The organism is Paenibacillus selenitireducens (assembly GCF_002021565.1).
Classification (GTDB): domain Bacteria; phylum Bacillota; class Bacilli; order Paenibacillales; family Paenibacillaceae; genus Paenibacillus_K; species Paenibacillus_K selenitireducens.
In genome coordinates this window covers 277,531-298,607 of record NZ_MSZX01000005.1, presented here as the reverse complement: position 1 = coordinate 298,607, position 21,077 = coordinate 277,531, and the positions used below count along the sequence as shown (strand labels likewise).

Sequence of the window (21,077 nt, the reverse complement as noted above, 5' to 3'; positions counted from 1 at the left end):
CATCATTGTTATCTAATTAATCCAATTTAAAATTATACCATGCATACATAGAAAAATCACCTGCGGTATATCCAAAAAGCAGGTGATTGCGTGTATTGCTATGGTATTCGGAATAACAAGCTCATTCATTGGTTACGATCGGAAAAAGAAGGGTTACACAGACCCCCTGATGAGAACTGTTGCTGATACTAATTTCCCCATCATAGGCATGTACCAAGCGATACGCAATAGATAACCCTAGACCGACTCCACCACGCTCTCTCGTTCTCGATTTATCTACCCGATAAAAACGATCAAAAACATGCGGTAAATCTTCTTTCGGTATCCCGATTCCGTAATCGATTACTTGTATTGCAACTTTATTGTGAACTACTTGACCGATCACGTTAATATCTTTTCGTTCATCCGAATATTTCATGGCATTATCCAATAATATCAATATAATTTGCTCCAAATGCTGAGGAACAATTCGAATTCGCACCTGTGACAGGCTTTCTAAGTCGGTTTGGATATGAAAATCAGCATGAATCGCAGATACACTCTGAATAATATTCTGTACGAGACTCTTCACCTCTACCGGCTCTCCCGTTAGAAATTGCACGGTTTCAGCCCGAGTCATATCTAGAAGCTCATGAACGATCCCCTTTAAACGTCCAACCTCCTGCAGTCCCACTTGTAAAGATTCATTTAAAATTTCCGGGTCATCCTTGCCCCATCGATTTAAGAGTGATAAATGTCCTTCTAGAATGGCAAGAGGCGTCTTCAATTCATGCGATGCATCTTCGACGAATTGTTTCTGCTGCCGGAATGATGTTTCGAGATCATCCATCATATCATTGAACAACATCGATAAGTCGGATATCTCATCCTTCGCATTCGTGGTGACAACCCGCTCCTGAAGCCCTTTGCTCTTGATGTTCCGCATCGTGCTAGCCATGGATTGGACCGGCTTCAATAATTGACGAGCAAGGATCCAGCCCCCTATTGCACTCACAAGAATAGCGATAACTCCACCAATAAACATCGTTAGCAAGATAAGCTTATTCAAAGCATCGAACGCTTCTAAACTACGGACAATTTCAATCGTTCCTGTAAACTGATCTGTCTTTAAAGGACTGCGAATCATAAGCAAATGATCATCCAAATGCCACTCACTGATCAATGTTGTCGATTCAACAGTTCGGGGTGCGACCGCTTCTTCTATCAGACCATCCGAAACCTTAATAATCGGTTCTCCTTTTTGATTTAGGATGCGGATGAACTGATCTTTTTGATTTAATTCTTTAATAAAATGGGTGCTTGCCAGGATATCTTCTTGGGTCATCACCTGTTTTTCTTCGAAATACGTCTTTAATTGATTCATATCCTTCTGAATGCTTGCCTCAGTTTCGTTCACAAGCCAATGATTAATGACAAAATAATGCACTGAAGCATAGACAATGAACAATACAAATAACAACAACGCGGACCAAACCGTGAGTTTCCACCTTACTGGCAATCGAGACAAATACACCCTTACTTTGTTCATTGTCGCATCACATATCCTGTTCCCCGTATCGTATGAATGGCATTCTCTAGCCCTACATGCTTTAGTTTGTTACGTAAATACCGGACATAAACATCGACCACATTGGTCTCCACTTCCGTATCAAATCCCCAAACCGCATCCAGAAGAACTTCTCGTGTGAGTACCCGATTGATATTTTGCATGAACATGACTAACAGGTCAAATTCCCGCTTCGTTAGTTCCACTAGCTGCTCAGCCATGTGTACGACATGAGCATTCAGATCCACCTGGAGATCTTGGAAGACAAGCACATCACGCGGGCCCTCCTTGTATTCCTCAACACGTCGGAAAATGGAGCGAATTCGCGCTAACAATTCCTCAATTGCAAATGGTTTTGGGATGTAGTCATCTGCTCCAGTATCCAGCCCTGTAACACGATCTGAAACGCTATCCCTAGCCGTAATCATGATGATAGGGGTTGATTTATGAAGCCGAATTTGCCGGCATATGTCCATCCCGTTCATCCCAGGAAGCATGATATCCAGCAAAATAATATCCCAATCCCCACTGAGTGCCATCTCTAACCCTGTTCTACCATCGGAAGCGATGAGGACTTCGAAAGACTCATGTTTTAGTTCTAGTTCAATAAATCGTGCTAAATTTCGCTCATCTTCAATCACTAGAATTTTTCGCATGGACATCCTCCCCTCTCTTTCTTCTTAAGTTGGCATACGGATAGTATAACTGATTTGGATAGAAAGCGTAAATCTAAAGCATTTGATCGGATCAGACGCATGAGATCATCATAAATTCTGTAGGCTGAAATTAGTCCAATTGACTTCTCTTCTTCGGTAATACCTTATGTTCAGCTTTCTCATACACATCAATGCATAAGCCTATAAATTTGTGCACGAGCGCCCATCTCGTCAATAACATGTGAATGCCACAGGCAGATAGGATACCTAGACCAGCTCCGGCCATAACATCCGTTGGATAGTGAACACCTGTCCACACACGTGAAAATGCGATTAGCCCGGCGAACACCAGCCATAACTTCCCTTCTCTTCGGCGTCCAAGGAAAAATGCCATCGCAATCGCAAAAGCAGCCGTCGCATGATCACTTGGGAACGATGCATTCGCCGCATGTTGAATCAACTGATGTACAGAATGCGTAATGAATGGACGGTCACGATAGAAGAAGTCTCCTATCAGACCGCTTATTCCAAGCCCAACTGCTGCTGAAATCAATGCCTCAGCTACCATGATTCGGTGGTCTCTTGTTCGCGTGAACCAGTAGACGAGAATTCCTAAGAACAGGAAATACTGTGCATCTTCTGCAAAAAAACGCATGATAGGATTAAGAAATGTGCCCTTTCCTGCAAGGTCATTAATCCACTGAAATACTTGATAATCCAACATATTAAATCATTCCTTCTTTCCGATATCCTTTGATTGCTTTGTATACGAATCTTACAATAAGCAGAATAATGATAGATAAAACAGCATAACTAATTGGACGTACATAAGTTTCGACCATTTGCCAATGCTCACTGAGCTTGAAGCCAAGATAAGCTAACCCAAAGTTCCATGGAATACATCCCAAAAACGTATAGATACTAAACTTAGCAAAGTTCATTCGTGCCATCCCAGCCGGTAGTGAAATGAATGTTCGAATAAAAGGGATGTTCCGAGCAATGAATGCCGTCCATTCACCATAACGCGAGAACCAGTGCTCAGCTTTATCTAAGTGATGCTGATTCATAAACACGTACTTTCCGTAACGAGCTAATACGGGACGCGCCCCTTTATAACCTACGAAATATATGAGCATGGAACCGATTTGGTTCCCTAACACCCCAGCAAGTATCACTTCCCATAACGCAAAATCACCTTTTGAAGCAAAATAGCCCCCCGTTAGCATAATTACTTCGCTCGGCAGCGGAATACATGCACTCTCCAGCACCATCCCTATAAAAATACCAAACAATCCAAACTGCTGAATCAAGTAAGTAGCTATAGCAGAAATGGAATCAATGATGTGATGAAGCATGAGGCTTCACCTTCTTTCTCAATTTTTGAAGAAGAACGATGATGACAATGAGTCCTCCTAGAAATACCATGCCTCCAAATATATATTTTGAAAAAAACACATGGAGCTTTTCCCATTCTGGACCTAATATCTTCCCTAATATCACGAATACACTAACCCATAGCACGGCTCCGCTATAGGCATAGCATGCAAACGTGCGAAAAGGAGTTTTCATCATCCCTGCAAAATAACCTGTAACATGCCGAATTCCCGGAATAAAATAAGCAATGACGAGCAGTTTATTGCCATATGTACCGAACCACACTGTGTTACGTTGTAGATTGTTCGGTCCCAAATGAACGTACTTACCGTACTTCTCCATGAAGGGTCTGCCTGCAACATAACCACATATATAAGATGCCGTTATTCCTAGACATACGCCCAAGCTTCCCATGATGATCAAAGGTATCCCGTGCAGCTTACCTTGAAATACCATGTAACCCGCGAAACTCATCAGCAGCTCGCCCGGTAACGGCAATCCTAGTAATTCAAGAAAAAGAATAAAGAAGAGTACAAGAACCCCGTGATGTGAAAAAGCGTCTGTGATGAATTGGATCATGTTCTCTCCTCCTTCTCTTTCTATAAACTTATTGTATAAGAGGAAAATGAAATTAAAATGAGAAAATCATTTTTAGTTCCAAAAAAATCGTAAAAAAAAGAGAGCGCTAGGCACTCCCTTTTCCTCGTTATGATTCATCACGTTTATATTAGTCGATAATTTCCGCAGTATCGCCTGTTTTGGCACCAGCCGCATTTGCTTCATCTGTATCGATATGCATGTCCAAAGCGAATTGATCGGATACGCGTGCAATCACATGCTCAAGCACAAGACCGCGTTCGCCGCCTAAACGAACTTTCAATTGTTGCTTATCTTGAATGCCCCATTTCTCCGCATCTGATGTGTGGAAATGGATGTGACGCGCTGCTACGATCACGCCATCGTTCGTTACAACTTCACCAGCAGGTCCTTTAATTGTCATGCCTGGTGTTCCTTCTGTGTCACCAGACTCACGCACAGGCGCTTTAATGCCGATGGCAAATGAATCTGTACGGGAAATTTCCAGTTGGGTTGCTTTACGAGCAGGTCCTAAGATACGGACTTTGCCGAAAGAACCTTTAGGGCCTACAACTTCAACCGTTTCATTCGCTGCGAATTGCCCTGGTTGGGATAATGGTTTGAATTCTGTTAGTTGATAACCTGCACCGAACAATTGCTCGATATGCTCTTGGGATAAGTGAATATGACGTGCTGATACACCGACAGGTACTTCTTTTTTCATTTTCTCCACCTCATTAATTTTCTCTCTAGTTGTTTCTGAAGCATTACCATTATACACCCTTGGCCAAAAAAATCAAAAGACGTACGGCATATTCCGTACGTCTTTTGTGAATTATTTGAATTCTGCTACAAGTTTGTCGAAATCTTGCTCCGAAATTTGGATATCTTGATTCGCGATACCTTCTTGACGGAATCCAACAACCATGTCTTCATAAGATTTTCTAGATTTATCTTGATAAATAAGTCCAGTCAGCATACCGCCCGTTTCCATCAACTTCGTCATCGCTTGAATACGGTTCGAGGAATCGTATTCAGGAATGGAATCTAAGTTCACGATATGCTCTTTGAACCAGTCATACGTATTGATTTTATTGAAGGTTACACATGGGCTGAATACGTTAATCAACGAGAAACCTTCATGTTTAATGCCTTCTTCAATTAACATGGTTAACTGTTTCAAGTCACTCGAGAACGATTGAGCTACGAAGGTTGCCCCAGCTGAAAGCGCAATTTCTAGCGGTGATAATGTCGACTCGATGGAACCGTCTGGCGTACTCTTTGTTTTGAAACCTTCCGCACTACGCGGAGAAGTCTGACCTTTCGTCAATCCATAAATTTGGTTGTCCATGACGATATACGTAACGTTAATGTTACGACGGATCGCATGAACGGTATGACCCATACCGATCGCAAATCCGTCACCGTCACCGCCAGAAGCGATTACAGTTAATTCGCGATTCGCCATTTTCAATCCTTGGGCGATCGGTAATGCGCGGCCATGAATACCATGTAATCCGTAAGCATTGATATATCCTGAAATCCGGCCGGAACATCCAATACCGGATACGACTGCTAAATTCTCAGGTTCTAAGCCAACATTGGCTGCTGCTCTTTGAATAGCTGCTTGGATGGAGAAGTCTCCGCAACCTGGACACCAGTTCGGTTTGACGTTGTTACGAAACTCTTTAAAAGTTGCCATCGTTACACCAACTCCTTACATGCATTGTAGACAATCGAAGGAAGGAACGGATTACCGTCATATTTCAGAACACTTTCAATTTTGTCTCCATACCCTAAGTTCAACTTAATTTGAGCGGCTAATTGGGCGGTCGCATTGTTCTCAAGCACGACAATCTTCTTAGCTTTCTCAGCATACGGTGCGAATTGCTCCGAAGGGAATGGGTACAACAAGCGAACTGTAATATGGTTCGTTGTAACACCTTGTTCTTCAAGTCTGATTCTTGCTTCGTCTACAGTACCGCCAGTCGAACTCATACTTACGATTAACAAGTCGGCTTCATCGTGAGGAGCGTCAACATGGATTGGGTTCGTCACTTGAATGTTGTTTAATTTGCCAAGACGTTTATCCATCATTTTCTTACGGTTAACCGCACTTTCTGAAGGACGTCCTGTCTCATCATGTTCAACACCCGTTACATGGTGTATGCCGTATTTCTCACCTGGAAGCACACGAGGTGAAATACCGTCTTCTGTAAACTCATACCGTTTGAACAACTGGTTAGGCTCAAGCTCAGGAGTATTCGTGACCAATTTACCACGGTCGATGTTCACTTTACTGTAGTCCAGCATATCGCAGGATTGTTTACCTAAGGATAATTGCAAGTCTGTAAGAACGATAACAGGACATTGATATCTCTCTGCCAAGTTAAAGGCTTCAATCATATCGTAGAAGCATTCTTCGATCGAGCTTGGTGCAAGAACAATCTTCGGAATTTCTCCGTGCGTTCCGTAGATCATCGCATTGATATCACTTTGCTCTTGCTTCGTCGGTAATCCTGTACTTGGGCCACCGCGTTGCGTATCGACGATAACTACAGGTGTCTCAGTCATCCCTGCAAGACCAATAGCTTCCATCATCAAGGAAAGACCAGGACCTGCTGATGCTGTCATCGAACGAGCACCGCCGAAGTTTGCACCAATAGCCATCGTAATTGCAGCGATCTCATCCTCGGTCTGAATCACTGTACCACCGAATTTCGGAAGTTTTTTGATCAAATATTCCATCACTTCCGAAGCTGGCGTGATCGGGTAGGCCGGCATGAAGCGGCAGCCTGCTGCCAATGCCCCTAATCCCATCGCGTCGTTACCGATCATGAACAATTTTTGCTCGCCGTCTGCAGGTAGCAATTTAAACTCTTCCAAAGGACCGCCAGCTAGTTCTAGAACGTAATCAGATCCGCGTTTAACCGCCTCCACGTTCTTCTCCACAACCGCTGCACCTTTGCGACCAAATTCTTCTTCAACTGCTTTATTAAATACTTCTAGCGGAAGTCCAAGCAATGCCCAAGACGCCCCAGAAGCAACCATATTCTTCATTAGTGAAGTACCAAGTTCATCTGCGATCGCAGTGATCGGCACAGGAAACAATTTGGCATCAATGCCTTCAGGAAGAGATGGACTAAATTTCGCATCAGCGACAACCACGCCGCCTTTTCTCAATTCATGCGCATTCAAGTCAATACTTTCTTGGTCAAAAGCAACTAAAATATCCAGATCATCCGAAATTGCACGAATAGGCTTCGTACTGATTCTAATTTTATTGTTCGTATGTCCACCTTTAATACGGGAAGAAAAATGACGGTATCCATATAAATAATATCCCAATCGATTTAATGCAGTTGAGAAAATACGGTCTGTACTCTCTACGCCTTCCCCTTGTTGTCCGCCGATTTTCCAAGATAATTGACTAATCAAGCTCGCCCACTCCTTTAGTTATGACTCCCGCTAGAATGATAAGTGCCAAAATTCCCTAAAAAAATACATAGAAAATTTTTCTTTTTCAATTGAGTCAACTAAATTCTATGGCTAGAGCATGGAAAAAGCAAGCGTTTTCGGCGGATTCATTAGATAGCACTTTTCGATCGAAATCATATCAGTTTTAGATGATAGGGACGGATTAACTATTTAGCGGCAGCGCGGCTTTGAGAAAAATGGAAGCGTTTTTATAAGTGAACCCTTCGACATCTGCTGAAGAATACTGTCGAGCCAAGGCATTGTGAAGTTTATCATACTTTCCGGGATGTTCTAAATTGGTAATAAATTGATCGATTCCATCGAAGTCCGAACCAAACATCAGGTTGCTTTTTCCACCTAAAGAACAAATATGATCGATATGTCGCAGGACATCATCGATGGAAACGGATGAATCCCGACGCACGAATGGCGGGAAAAATGTAATGCCAATCCGTCCACCGCGACGAATAATACTTACAATTTGATCATCGGTTAAATTTCTTGGATGGGGACAGATGGTTTGTGAATTAGAATGGGAAGCGATAATGGGTTTGGAAGAACGTTCTGCTAGCTCCCAAAAACCCGCTTCAGATAAATGAGATACGTCCATAATCAGTCCCAATTGTTCGCATTGCTCGATCAATGCTCTTCCTTTGCGGGTAAACCCCCCATTCCGAGGCTCCATCACACCATCTGCTGCCCAATTGGCATGATTCCACGTAAAACCGATCAATCGAACACCTAACAAGTAACATAGATGTACGTAAGACAAATCGCCTTCCAGCCCATCTACGCCTTCTAGCGACAACAACGCGCCAATCTGATCCCCTGCAGCCTCCATCTCAACCCAATCTTCCTGAGACCGAATAAATCTCATTTTGCGATGATTCAGAACCGAACGATGGAATACATCGATACTGTGAAGGATATGTTCAAACCGGGGCTTCCCCAGACTCTCTGACAAATAAATCGCAAAGCACTGGGTCTTTACTTGTCCTTGCTCGAGGCGTTCCAAAGTCACATCCAGTCGCCGATCATCCTTAAATTGAATGGTTGGTGATTGCAGCATCTTGCTAATCACATCACAATGCATATCTACAATTTGATATTTCACGTTGAAGCCACTCCCTTTCTCTTAATCCCTATGAAATCAAGCCGCGAACTAGTCCCCGAAAACGCAAAAAAACCTGTTTACGATGTAAACAGGTTCCAGTCGTACCACTATATTTATCTAGGCTCGACAATGAGCTTAATTGCCGTCCGATCTTCGCCATCGATCACAATGTCTGTAAAAGCAGGAATACAAATCAAGTCCACCCCGCTAGGCGCTACAAATCCTCTGGCAATCGCTACAGCTTTAATCGCTTGATTTAATGCACCAGCACCAATCGCTTGCAATTCAGCCCCTCCACGCTCACGTAGGACGCCTGCCAGTGCACCTGCTACGGAGTTTGGATTGGATTTTGCTGAAACTTTTAATACTTCCATGATAAGTACCTCCTCGGGAATGATGAATGGATTCCACTATTACTCTTATTCGTGCATAGCGAAAAAAATTCCTTCTTTTTCCACAAAGATGTTCAGCAAAGCTTGACAAGTTAGGCGACTAGTTCATCACCCATTGATCTTCTACTTGACGGACTTTCTCGATCCGAGTTGCTCTACCCGTCGTTTCGTCAATCTCCATGTAAACCGCATGGAATTGCCATTTTCCCTCATCCACCGTAAAACGAACCGGCAACTGTGTCTTAAATTTATATAACACGGCTTCACGATCGACTCCAAGAACTCCATCCTTCGAACCAACCATACCCACATCTGTGATAAAAGCTGTGCCTTCCGGCAGAATCGTGTCGTCATTCGTTTGAACATGCGTATGCGTTCCTACAACGGCAGATACGCGGCCGTCTAAATGCCACCCCATGGCTATTTTCTCCGACGTTGTCTCCGCATGGAAATCGAAGAGGATACAGGATTGTTTCTTCTTCACTTGATCCACTATCTCATCCGCTTTCTTAAACGGACAATCCAGCGGCGGCAAAAATGTGCGACCTTGCATATTGATAACAATCAGCTCTTTACCATTGGCTTCGACCTTCATCCAGCCTCTTCCCGGTGTACCATCTGGAAAATTGGCAGGACGAACCATACGTTGATCATCATCGATAAAGTCAAAAATCTCTTTATTGTCCCATGTGTGATTACCCATCGTTAGCCCATGGATCCCCATATTGTAGAACTCTCTTGCGATGGCTGCTGTGATTCCCTTGCCTCCCGCGGCATTTTCCCCATTCGCGATAATAATATGCGGGTTATATTTATCTTTAAGCAGTGGTAGCATGTGTTTTAGTGCTTTTCTGCCTGTATTCCCTACGATGTCTCCAATGAATAATACTTTCATGGTGCTCTCCTCCTATACCCATTCCCGCGTTACTTCTGTATACATGTCCCAGGAATGAACGAAAAGTGGCTGCAAATCAGCCACTTTTCATTATGATCATTATTTAGCGTATTCAACCGCACGAGTTTCACGAATAACCGTAACTTTGATGTGACCCGGATAGTCCAGTTCACTTTCAATGGTTTTGGTAATATCACGTGCTAAACGGAATGCTTCCGTGTCATCAATCTTATCTGGCTGTACCATAACGCGTACTTCACGACCCGCTTGAATAGCGAATGATTTCTCAACGCCTTCGAAAGATTCCGAAATTTCTTCAAGCTTCTCAAGACGTTTGATATATGTCTCTAGGGTCTCTCTACGAGCACCCGGTCTTGCAGCAGATAAGGCATCAGCTGCACCTACCAGCATCGCGATAACGGATGTTGCTTCGCAATCACCATGATGGGATGCAATACTGTTGATTACTACTGGATGTTCTTTGTATTTCTTGGCTAATTCCACGCCGATTTCAACATGAGACCCTTCCACTTCATGATCTAGCGCTTTACCAATATCATGCAACAATCCGGCACGTTTGGCGAGTGTAATATCTTCGCCAAGCTCTGCGGCCATCAATCCAGTTAAGTAAGCAACTTCCATCGAATGCTTCAGTACATTCTGACCATAGCTCGTCCGGAACTTCAGACGGCCAAGGATCTTAATGAGATCTGGATGCAATCCATGAATACCCACTTCAAACGTTGCTTGCTCCCCGTATTCACGGATACGCTCGTCAACTTCTTTACGGGATTTCTCTACCATCTCTTCGATACGAGCAGGATGGATACGACCATCTGCTACGAGCTTCTCAAGGGATGTACGAGCAATCTCGCGGCGAATAGGATCGAAACCGGATAAAATTACCGCTTCCGGCGTATCGTCGATAATCAAGTCGATACCTGTCAAAGTCTCTAGGGCACGGATATTACGGCCTTCACGCCCGATAATCCGGCCTTTCATTTCCTCGTTCGGCAACGTTACAACGGAAACCGTTGTCTCTGCGACATGATCCGCTGCACAACGCTGCACCGCTAGAGTAATAATCTCGCGAGCTTTTTTATCAGCTTCTTCTTTCGCTTGTTGCTCGATCTCTTTAATCATTTGCGCTGATTCATGACGCACTTCTTGCTCTACATTCGTTAAGATGATCTGACGAGCATCTTCCATGGTTAGGTTAGAAATACGTTCAAGTTCAGCCGTTTGACTTTTAAGAATCACGTTGATTTGCTCTTGTGTTTCATCAATGCGTTTCTCTTTGCTCGCCACTTGCTCTTCTTTGCGTTCTAGTGATTCTAATTTTTTATCCAGCGACTCTTCTTTTTGCAACACTCGACGTTCTAGACGTTGAATTTCATTTCTACGCTCACGAATGTCTTTATCAGCTTCAGCGCGGACTTTGAAGACTTCGTCTTTCGCCTCCAACACTGTTTCTTTCTTAAGCGCTTCTGCATCCTTCTTCGCACTCTCAATAATCTGCTCAGCGGCATGCTCAGCACTTGAAATCTTTGCTTCAGCAAGAGACTTGCGAATAAAATATCCAATCACAAAACCAATGATCAATGCGGCTACAACGAGAACGACTGAAACAATAATATCCATCTGGTTCACCTCCTCGTTGTTTCTCCAAGCCAGTGCTTGGGCATTATTCGGTTTTCAAACCGTTTCACTTACATATTCATCGTTTTCATCTGTGTATCACAATATCGTTCGATTGTGACACCCATTGTCTTATCTTCATCGATATCAAGATAAGCGAGTCAATGATTGGCGAAATTAATCAGTTGAATCAACTTTTTGGAAGGAAAAATTGATTCGGAAATAGTATGATACTTTTTCATTTTAGTATTTGTAAAAAGAAGTTGTCAAGCAATTGACATGAGTTCCTCTTCGAAGATGCCGTTCTGCTCGAACAAGGTGATCATTATCAGCTATAATTATTTAACGTAATTAACATTAAATATCATTAATCGAGTAAAAAATCATCCTCTTCGTTCATGTACTCAGCTTCTTCAGAATCACGTTCCATTTGATCAATACGCTGCATGACTTGTCGCACCACTTGTGAAGGAAAACCTCTGCGCATCAGGAAAGCAAACGTCTTTTGTTTACGATCAAAACGTTCACCTTTTGTATTTTGCCATTTTCGGTAACCTACCTGAAAAGCACTCTCTTGTTCTGCTTCAAGATCCAGTTCTTCCATCGCTTCTGCAATTTGTGATTTGTCGATTCCCTTTTGCTGGAGTTCATGCTTTATCATAAGTCTTCCCTTTTTATGATTTCGTACGCGTTGATCTGTCCACTGTTTTGCATACTGCCCATCATCTATCAGCTGCTCATGCGTTAATCGTTCAAGAACTTGCTGAATCAACGAACCCTCGTAGCCTTTCTGTGATAGCCGCTGTTCAATTTCATGTCTAGTCCGAGGTTTGCTACCAAGAAACCGTATGGCTTGCACGTAGGCCTTCTGTAACTCGTCAGCAACCATAATCGAATGAAGGTCTCGATGTTCAATAAGCATTCCCTTGACGAGACGAAACTTCACCATGATATCTTCATGAACAGAGAAAGCAAGTTCTTCATTGATATAAACGCGGTATCGATGAGCTCTCCGAGGCTCTCTCTCAACCGATGTAATGAGAAGCTCCGTGTCAGCTGGAGGCTCCCATGTTCGCTGTACACGAGACGGATCATTGTGACCTTCCTGTATCTGCATGTGCACTCCTCCTTGTTAAGAAATAAGCCCCCTTATGGTTAAGGGGGCTTATTGGAATTAGTCTTCTAATTCGAAGTCTTCCTCTTCTTCTTGTCCAGCTAAGTTCGCAGGAACAATCGTTGAAAGTTGGCTTGCTTCCCGAATTTTGTTCTCAATGACATTCGCTATTTCTGCATTTTCTTTCAAGTATTGCTTCGAATTCTCACGACCTTGGCCTAGGCGCTCATTCTCGTAGGAATACCACGCACCACTCTTGTTCACGATATCCATTTCCGTTCCGATATCGATAATGCTGCCTTCACGTGAGATCCCTTCGCCATACATAATATCAATGTCAGCTTGTTTGAACGGAGGCGCTACCTTGTTCTTCACGACTTTGATTCTTGTACGGTTACCAACCATATCATTACCTTGTTTAATCGTCTCAACACGTCTTACATCCAGACGAACCGTAGAATAGAATTTCAATGCTCGTCCACCCGGTGTTGTCTCGGGGTTACCGAACATGACGCCAACTTTCTCACGAAGCTGGTTGATAAAGATAGCGATCGTCTTCGATTTGCTGATGGCACCAGACAATTTACGAAGTGCTTGAGACATCAGACGAGCTTGAAGACCAACGTGGGAATCCCCCATGTCTCCTTCTATCTCAGCCTTCGGTACAAGTGCTGCAACGGAGTCAATGACAATAATATCAACCGCGCCGCTTCGCACGAGTGCCTCTGCGATTTCCAATGCTTGTTCTCCTGTATCCGGTTGGGATAAGAGCAATTCATCGATGTTAACGCCCAATTTGCTTGCATATAACGGATCCAATGCATGCTCCGCATCGATAAAAGCAGCTGTTCCACCTGTCTTCTGAACTTCTGCAATGGCATGCAGCGCTACCGTGGTTTTACCTGAAGATTCCGGTCCATATACTTCAATAACTCTTCCGCGCGGGAAGCCGCCAATTCCAAGTGCAATATCTAACGCCAAAGATCCGCTCGGTACCACTTCCACCTGCATGTGTGTGGACTCGCCCAGTTTCATGATCGAACCTTTACCGAATTGTTTCTCAATATTACGTAAAGCCATTTCTAACGCAGCGCGACGATCTGACAATGAACTCACTTCCTTTTTCATTTATAGTATCATGATAACTTGTTTTTGTTCCTTTGCCAAGTGTTTTTTCGAACATACATTCGTTTTTTTTGCAGCATACGTTCATGAAATGGATGGATGTGAACGCGAAAAACCGCAGCAAAGGGACTCTTCGCTACGGTTCTTCCGTTAAACTTAGTCTTATTATACGAGTTCGAAATGTAAATTTCAAGAGCTTCCACCAATAACATTCCAATTCTAGATGATATTCACTGCTTGGAAGTTAACTCGTTCAACTTACGCCATAAATGATACAATACCGTCTTTACAGAACGCAAACGAATGATCTCGCGTCCGCCTGATAGCTGAAGCTTCAGAACTAATGTAGGTTCACCTTTATGGGCAATAGCAACATATACAAGCCCGGCCGGTTTGCGTTCAGAGCTACCCGGACCAGCAACACCCGTGATCCCGACACCGAAGTCTGAATTGGCCACGATTCGCATTTGCTCAGCTAACACCACAGCGACTTCGGCACTAACCGCCCCCGGTGCTTCAGGACCCTCTAGCAATGTTGCAGGAACATTCAACAGCTTCTCCTTCATCGCATTGGAATAACATACGATTCCACCGTTAAACATGTGGGAACTGCCTGGAATCGCCGTGATTAACTCCGCCAGTAGTCCGCCAGTGCAGCTCTCAGCCGCAGCTAAAGTAACCCCAAGTTCACTCATACGATCCACGATAATTTTCTCGATAGGTACATCTACAGTCGCATAGAGATGGTCTGATAAGCGATTTCGAATTTCTGTCACAACCTCGGCCAACTTTTCTTGCGCCTCTGCTTCTGAATCTGCTTTGGTCGATACACGTATCGTTACTTCCCCTTCTTTGGCATAGGGAGCTATCGTCGTATCCTGCTGAACTTCAATAAGATCGATAAGCTGCGCTTCTAAAGAAGATTCACCGATCCCCGCAAATTTTAACATTCTCGAATACAAGGGTTGCTCATTGGTTAACGCATGTTCTCTCAGCCATTTCGTTGCTTCCTGTTGGAACATGGGCTTCATTTCTTTCGGAGGACCAGGTAATAGAATATAGTACGTTCCATCTTGTGCTATCGCGTTACCCACCGCAAGTCCCGTTGCATTTGCTAGAGGCTCGCTGCCCTCGATCATAAGCGCTTGTCTGCGGTTGCTCTCTACCATGTGTGCACCGCGGCTGCTAAAGAACTGTTCAATTAGATCCATGGATGGCTGATGAATGTGAAGAGAACGGCCCAGCAAGCCAGCAAGAGCATCCTTCGTCAAATCATCTTGCGTTGGACCAATACCACCGGTAAAAATAACAAGATCTGCCCGCTCGCGTGCAATTTCAATGGCGCGCTGCAACCTTTTTAAGTTATCTCCAACCACCGTCTGATAATAGACATCAATGCCTAATGCAGCGAGTTCTTGAGATAGATACTGCGCATTCGAATTCACAATCTGACCTAATAGCAACTCTGTTCCGACTGCAATTATTTCTGCTTTCATAACCGTTTCCCCCTTATTCATTCCCACTTATGTATGAAGAGCAAAAAACAATAGGCATGCCTATTGTTTTTTGTCTGAAAAGTGAAGTACATTTTTATTTTTGACAAAATAATCTATTCCCGAATAGACGGTTACTAATGCAGCAATCCACATCATAATCAAATCCACTCGAACACCAATGAATTGGAACGGAAAATTGTTCAACAGCATCAGGATGATGGCTGTGATTTGTGTCACGGTTTTAATTTTGCCCCATTTACTCGCCGCTACAACCGCTCCCTCTAATAAAGCGATTTGTCGCAACCCTGTTACAGCAAACTCACGACTAATAATTACAATCGCGATCCACGCATCACATTTGCCCATTTCAACGAGTGAAATGAGTACAGCTGCGACAAGCAACTTATCCGCTAAAGGATCTAGTAATTTGCCTAAATTCGTAACCATTTTGCGGCTGCGTGCAATATATCCATCGAGCCCGTCCGTGCTCGCTGCAATAATAAAAATTAACGCAGCAATAATTTGATTATAATTAATTTGGAAACTTTCCATATGAATTTCAGGAAAGTAATTAAAATTAACCAACAAGAAAAACATTATGATCGGCACGAGAAAAATACGAGCTAAAGTGATTTTATTGGCGAGATTCAAGAGACACCCTCCCCAGATAGGTCAAACTCATAAGCATGTGTGATACGAACCTTCGTAATTTCTCCAATGCTTACTTTACAATTTGTAATAAACACTTCACCATCAATTTCAGGTGCATCGAATTGTGAGCGCCCAACGTATACATCATTACGGCCTTCATATCTTTCAACAAGTACGTCCAATACCTGTCCGATATGCTTACCGCTAACATCATTCGAGATTTGACGTTGAATCTCCATTAATGTATTTGCACGATATTCTTTTACGTCTTCATCTACGTGATCCGGTAGACGTGTTGCCGGTGTACCTTCTTCACTCGAATACGTGAATACGCCCATGCGATCAAATTTAATATCCCGTACAAATTCGCATAGATTCTCAAAATCTTGATCTGTTTCACCAGGGAAACCAACAATCAATGACGTACGTAAAGAAACATTAGGAATACGAGCACGAATTTTGGCAACCAATTCTCTCGTATCACGTTGTCTACCTGGACGACGCATCCGCTTCAGCACGCTATCTTCACTATGCTGTAACGGCATATCGATATACTTACAAATTTTGGGGTTATCCGCAATCACATCAATGAGCTCATCTGTGAAAAATCCGGGATAAGCATAGTGTAATCTTACCCATTCAATACCTGGTACTTCACTGACTTTATTCATTAATGTCGGAAGCATAAATTGATCATACAAATCCGTTCCATAGTTCGTCGAATCTTGCGCAATAAGACTAACTTCTTTGACACCTTGAGCTGCAAGCTGCTCCACTTCTCCAATGACGGATTCGATGGAACGGCTGCGGAATTTACCACGCATAATTGGAATGCTGCAGAACGTACATGCGTTATCACAGCCTTCAGCAATTTTCACATAGGTCGTAAACCGTGGCGTAGACATTCTTCGAGGAAGCTTCTGATCGTAATTAAACACCGGATTACCGACAAGAATCGGCTTCGATCCGCGTAATGCTTCATCTACAATATCATTAATTTTGTCGAAATCACCTGTACCGACGATCCCGTCGATCTCCGGCATTTCTTCCATAAGTTGCTCTTTATAGCGTTGTGTTAAACATCCCGATACGATCAATGCTTTCAAGTTCGCTGTTTCTTTGAGCTCTGCCAAATCTAAGATGGTATTTACCGATTCTTCCTTTGCAGCGTCGATAAATCCGCATGTATTCACAATAATAACGGTCGCTTCTTCATTATTTTCAACTACAGAATAGCCCCGTTCATGAATAAGACCTGACATAATCTCTGAATCCACAAGGTTCTTCTCGCAACCCAACGTTACGATTTTAATTTTCTCAGTCATTTGTTATGCATCCCCCATACCTATGCGCAATCATTCTCTATATCTAACTCAGTATAATACAATCGTTAAACCGGTGTCAAAATTGTAACAACCTCGACAAGAGATACTATCTCATGACCGAGGTTGTTTTTGGAAATTATTTTAAATTTGTGAACTGCAAATCAAGCGGAAGGTCCGCTTTGCGCAGTAATTGAATGACCGCTTGCAAATCATCTTTACTTTTGGCGGTAACCCGAATTTGATCGCCTTGAATCTGGCTTTTCACTTTAATCTTCGAATCCCGGATGAGAATGTTGATTTTTTTCGCATTATCTTGATCAATACCGGACTTCAATTTTATTTTCTGTCTCACGGTACCTGATGATGCTGGCTCGATCTTTCCATATTCCAAGTTTTTAAGTGTCAAACCGCGCTTCGCCATTTTGGACTTCAAAATATCCAGCACATTTTCCAGCTTAAAATCATCGTCGGAAATGATCGTCAACTCTTCTTTTTCCAGCTTCATACTGCTCTTACTACCTTTGAAATCAAAGCGTGTGGCAATTTCTTTTTCCGCCTGATTAATCGCATTGTTCATTTCCTGCATATCTAACTTCGAAACGATATCAAATGAATTTTCAGAGCTCATTCCAATTAACTCCTTCCCTACAAAACATCAAACTACTGACCGGAAGTGCCTGTAGTCGTGTCTGTTCCATTGGCTGGCGCTATTACTTCAGGTTGAAGAACAAAACGCTCTGCGGCAGCTTTGTTGCTGTCTTCCAAGACAACACCATTCACTTTAATCTCCAAATAATCGGGACGATTCAGACGAATATATAAACCTTCACCCAATTCGAAAGTCTGTGTTTCGCCATCTGCCAAGTTCGCATCGTACAGCTTCTCACCTTGATACACTTTCTTGTATACATTCAACCAGCTGCTTCCGCCCGTTGCTGTAATTTCCACTTTGATCGGTTCTGTAGATGTCGTTTGGACTTTGACCTTATTCGCTTTACCGATTTTTCCGCTCGGAACTAATGTTGGAGCCACAATCTGTTGTTCAACTGGCGGCTGTGTAGTTTCCGGCGTTGTTGTCTCAGGTGGAGTTGTCTCTCCAGTTCCTGACTGATCCGTCGGTGTCGTCGGAGGCTTCTTATCTTGTGTAATAGGCGTCTCGGTATCTACTTTTTCACCACTCGGTTTCGCATTATGAATGTAGAAGAAGTAAACCACGACGACAATCAAGATCAAGAACAGCCACATTAACACAGACGTAATCCACTTACTCGCACTAGCTTGACGCTGGCGTTCTGAGCGACGACGTTTCTGAATAATAGGCTCTACGGAAACCGACTCGGAAATCGGTTCTGGAATGTCACTCTTATACATTTGTACAATTTCATCAGAATCTAGCCCTAGAGTTTCGGCATATGTTTTCACAAAAGCGCGTACATAGAAGTTGCCTGGCAGCACTTTATAATCGCCATCTTCAATCGCTTCTAAATAGCGCTTCCGAATTTTGGTTAGTTCTTGTATCTCGTCGAGTGACATTCCTTTTTCTAATCGTGCATTTCTTAATAAATCTCCTAAATTCGACACATCCTCACCTCCGTTATTAAATATTTATCATCATGATTATGGATGAATGCGTGTTATACATTAGAAATCATTGTAATTCACAGTAAATGTTTCGTAAGTTATTTCTTCTTCTGGGGTATTGCGCAGTTCAATAATGTAATCGAAATCTTGCGGCCCGTACTGGGTTTCACGCATGAAAATATCAGGATGCTCGATCACCTTGGTACTTGGCATTTTCATAATGTCTTCAAGCAAATGATAGTGCTTCTCATTCGAACGAATCGTACTTACGATACCGTCGATGATGAATACATTGTTCGGGTTAATTTCTTCTTCCGAAAGTTGACTGCGCACCGTTTGACGAAGCAGCGTAGAAGAGACGAATGTCCAGTGCTTCATCGCACAAACGCTGCCTGCAATTATGGACTCGGTCTTGCCAACACGAGGCATGCCTCGGAGTCCAATGACTTGATGCCCCTCCCGTTTGAAGATCTCGCCAAGAAAATCAACCAACAATCCTAGCTCGTCCCTCGTAAAACGAAATGTTTTATGATCATCTGAGTCTCTTTCAATATATCTGCCGTGACGAACTGCCAATATATCCACTAATTTCGGCGTTCTTAATGCCGTAACGGTAATATTATCAACTTTCTTCAGCATCTGACCCATGAGATTGATCTTCTCATTATCATCCGTCTGCAAGAGCATTCCCCTTGTTTTTCCTTCAACACCATTAATTGTTAATATGTTGACCTCGAGCATACCGAGTAATGAAGCGATATCCCCTAGGAGACCAGGCCTATTTTTATGTATTTTGTACTCCATATACCATTGCTGATATTCCATGATCGACACACTCCCCATGATTGGTTATGTCTTAGAATATATTAACAGGAAATTCGCTGTCAAATATCAAATTTTGCCTAATTTTGCGGTTTTTCAATCAGATTTAATCATATATAAAATTAGTTCGAAAGGCAAGCGCAACCCATCAAAACATTAGAAGAAAGTCCCCACGAATGGGGACTTTCCAACTTTAGACCTATTGCGCTTTTATTATCCTTTTTCTACAAGTTTCACCATTAAGCGAGCAATGGTCTGGCGATCTTGCTCAGAACCTACATCCCACAGCTCTTTTAATGCTTGCTCAGGCCCATTCTTAGGACTAACTTTCTCATCGAGAAAATCTCCTATTTCATAAGCGAACTTTGCAATTGCTTCATCAGAAATTCCTACAGCTTTCGCCTGTTGCACGCGTTCCTTAAGGAAGTTTTTCCAATTATCGTAATTACCAAGCACTGACATCTGTTGTTCACTCCTCTTGATATAATCAACAGTTGTAATGTGCGCAATTACAATCGAAATTATTCTTAAGTTACGTTAACCAACCGCCGTTAGGGCTGATAATTTGGCCCGTGATGTAGCTAGATTCCGGTAACCCCAGAAAATATACCAACGAAGCAATCTCTTCCGGCTGAGCGAATCGCCCAAGCGGAATTTCCTCTTCAAGCATCTGTTTCTCTTGTTGATCTAGATTGTTCAACATCATCGTATCTACCGCACCAGGAGCTACTGCATTCACCGTTACGCCCGAAGGCGCCAATTCCTTGGCTAAAGCTTTGGTAAATGCATTCATGCCGCCTTTCGTCGTCGAATAGACCACTTCACACGATGCGCCAGACATGCCCCATATGGAGGATACATTGATAATCCGGCCATATTTCTGAGCTATCATGTGCGGCATACATAACTGCGTACACAAGAACATTCCTTTGAGATTGATGGACATCATATCATCCCATTGATCTTCGGTGACATCCGATAGCATGCCATAATGCGCGATTCCCGCGTTATTCACAAGAATATCCGGCATCATGTTGTGACTTTCCAATTTCTCAAGCATACGCTGCAGCTGTTCCTTAGATCGAAGATCAGCCGTGACGGTAAGAACCCGCCCCCCGTATTTCATACAATTTCGTGCGACTTCATTTGCACTTTCATGCGCATTCAGATAGTGAATGACGACATTCATCCCTACGGATGCAAATCGTTCTGCGATCGCTGCTCCGATCCCCCGGCTTCCGCCGGTAATCAAGACATTCGTTTCCCCAAATGATTTCATACCGTATCTCAACTCA

Annotated in this window: 22 protein-coding genes; all 22 read right to left on the bottom strand. The window is 43.1% G+C overall.

Annotated features, from left to right (window positions below):
* Positions 1–121: 121 nt before the first annotated feature.
* Positions 122–1,528, bottom strand: coding sequence for a HAMP domain-containing sensor histidine kinase (locus BVG16_RS14655; RefSeq protein ID WP_078499420.1), 1,407 nt, complete (start codon positions 1,526–1,528; stop codon positions 122–124).
* A complete protein-coding gene (locus BVG16_RS14650) occupies positions 1,525–2,202 on the bottom strand; it encodes a response regulator transcription factor (RefSeq protein WP_078499419.1) in 678 nt (225 codons plus the stop codon). The genes BVG16_RS14655 and BVG16_RS14650 overlap by 4 nt, the downstream gene beginning before the upstream one ends.
* 130 nt (positions 2,203–2,332) lie before the next feature.
* Positions 2,333–2,926 carry an undecaprenyl-diphosphatase gene (locus BVG16_RS14645; protein WP_078499418.1) on the bottom strand — a complete coding sequence of 198 codons (594 nt, stop codon included), beginning with the start codon at positions 2,924–2,926 and terminating at the stop codon, positions 2,333–2,335.
* Between the two features lies 1 nt (position 2,927).
* Positions 2,928–3,557 (bottom strand): DedA family protein, encoded by a 630-nt coding sequence (locus BVG16_RS14640; RefSeq protein WP_078499417.1) that lies wholly within the window; start codon positions 3,555–3,557, stop codon positions 2,928–2,930.
* Positions 3,538–4,155, bottom strand: coding sequence for a DedA family protein (locus BVG16_RS14635; RefSeq protein ID WP_078499416.1), 618 nt, complete (start codon positions 4,153–4,155; stop codon positions 3,538–3,540). The genes BVG16_RS14640 and BVG16_RS14635 overlap by 20 nt, the downstream gene beginning before the upstream one ends.
* 148 nt (positions 4,156–4,303) lie before the next feature.
* Positions 4,304–4,876 (bottom strand): phosphate propanoyltransferase, encoded by a 573-nt coding sequence (gene pduL / locus BVG16_RS14630; protein WP_078499415.1) that lies wholly within the window; start codon positions 4,874–4,876, stop codon positions 4,304–4,306.
* Positions 4,877–4,987: 111 nt separating this feature from the next.
* A complete protein-coding gene (locus BVG16_RS14625; RefSeq protein ID WP_078499414.1) occupies positions 4,988–5,854 on the bottom strand; it encodes a 2-oxoacid:ferredoxin oxidoreductase subunit beta in 867 nt (288 codons plus the stop codon).
* 2 nt (positions 5,855–5,856) lie between these two features.
* Positions 5,857–7,590, bottom strand: a complete 1,734-nt coding sequence (locus tag BVG16_RS14620) for a 2-oxoacid:acceptor oxidoreductase subunit alpha (RefSeq protein WP_078499413.1) — start codon at positions 7,588–7,590, stop codon at positions 5,857–5,859.
* Positions 7,591–7,792: 202 nt separating this feature from the next.
* Positions 7,793–8,743: a dipeptidase gene (locus tag BVG16_RS14615; protein WP_233147039.1), complete on the bottom strand. Its 951-nt coding sequence runs from the start codon at positions 8,741–8,743 to the stop codon at positions 7,793–7,795.
* Positions 8,744–8,856: 113 nt separating this feature from the next.
* Positions 8,857–9,117 carry a stage V sporulation protein S gene (locus BVG16_RS14610; protein ID WP_006211249.1) on the bottom strand — a complete coding sequence of 87 codons (261 nt, stop codon included), beginning with the start codon at positions 9,115–9,117 and terminating at the stop codon, positions 8,857–8,859.
* Between the two features lie 118 nt (positions 9,118–9,235).
* Positions 9,236–10,030: a TIGR00282 family metallophosphoesterase gene (locus BVG16_RS14605; RefSeq protein WP_078499412.1), complete on the bottom strand. Its 795-nt coding sequence runs from the start codon at positions 10,028–10,030 to the stop codon at positions 9,236–9,238.
* Between the two features lie 99 nt (positions 10,031–10,129).
* Positions 10,130–11,671, bottom strand: a complete 1,542-nt coding sequence (gene rny / locus BVG16_RS14600; protein WP_078499411.1) for a ribonuclease Y — start codon at positions 11,669–11,671, stop codon at positions 10,130–10,132.
* 364 nt (positions 11,672–12,035) lie between these two features.
* A complete protein-coding gene (locus BVG16_RS14595; RefSeq protein ID WP_078499410.1) occupies positions 12,036–12,785 on the bottom strand; it encodes a regulatory protein RecX in 750 nt (249 codons plus the stop codon).
* Positions 12,786–12,842: 57 nt separating this feature from the next.
* Positions 12,843–13,889 carry a recombinase RecA gene (recA, locus tag BVG16_RS14590; protein WP_078499409.1) on the bottom strand — a complete coding sequence of 349 codons (1,047 nt, stop codon included), beginning with the start codon at positions 13,887–13,889 and terminating at the stop codon, positions 12,843–12,845.
* 248 nt (positions 13,890–14,137) lie between these two features.
* A complete protein-coding gene (locus BVG16_RS14585; RefSeq protein ID WP_078499408.1) occupies positions 14,138–15,403 on the bottom strand; it encodes a competence/damage-inducible protein A in 1,266 nt (421 codons plus the stop codon).
* A gap of 60 nt (positions 15,404–15,463) precedes the next feature.
* The gene (pgsA, locus tag BVG16_RS14580) at positions 15,464–16,054 is read right to left on the bottom strand and encodes a CDP-diacylglycerol--glycerol-3-phosphate 3-phosphatidyltransferase (RefSeq protein ID WP_078499407.1); all 591 of its coding nucleotides are present in this window, start codon (positions 16,052–16,054) and stop codon (positions 15,464–15,466) included.
* Positions 16,051–17,379, bottom strand: a complete 1,329-nt coding sequence (gene rimO, locus BVG16_RS14575) for a 30S ribosomal protein S12 methylthiotransferase RimO (protein WP_078499406.1) — start codon at positions 17,377–17,379, stop codon at positions 16,051–16,053. Before rimO ends, pgsA begins: the two co-directional genes overlap by 4 nt.
* 136 nt (positions 17,380–17,515) lie before the next feature.
* The gene (locus BVG16_RS14570) at positions 17,516–18,007 is read right to left on the bottom strand and encodes a YajQ family cyclic di-GMP-binding protein (protein ID WP_078499405.1); all 492 of its coding nucleotides are present in this window, start codon (positions 18,005–18,007) and stop codon (positions 17,516–17,518) included.
* A gap of 32 nt (positions 18,008–18,039) precedes the next feature.
* Positions 18,040–18,960, bottom strand: a complete 921-nt coding sequence (locus tag BVG16_RS14565) for a helix-turn-helix domain-containing protein (RefSeq protein WP_078499404.1) — start codon at positions 18,958–18,960, stop codon at positions 18,040–18,042.
* Positions 18,961–19,020: 60 nt separating this feature from the next.
* Complete coding sequence (locus BVG16_RS14560; RefSeq protein ID WP_078499403.1) at positions 19,021–19,785, bottom strand: DUF3388 domain-containing protein; 765 nt, start codon at positions 19,783–19,785, stop codon at positions 19,021–19,023.
* Between the two features lie 210 nt (positions 19,786–19,995).
* A complete protein-coding gene (locus BVG16_RS14555) occupies positions 19,996–20,244 on the bottom strand; it encodes a DUF3243 domain-containing protein (RefSeq protein ID WP_078499402.1) in 249 nt (82 codons plus the stop codon).
* 70 nt (positions 20,245–20,314) lie between these two features.
* On the bottom strand, positions 20,315–21,061 hold the full coding sequence (gene ymfI, locus BVG16_RS14550) for an elongation factor P 5-aminopentanone reductase (RefSeq protein WP_078499401.1): 747 nt from the start codon (positions 21,059–21,061) through the stop codon (positions 20,315–20,317).
* Positions 21,062–21,077 lie beyond the last annotated feature (16 nt).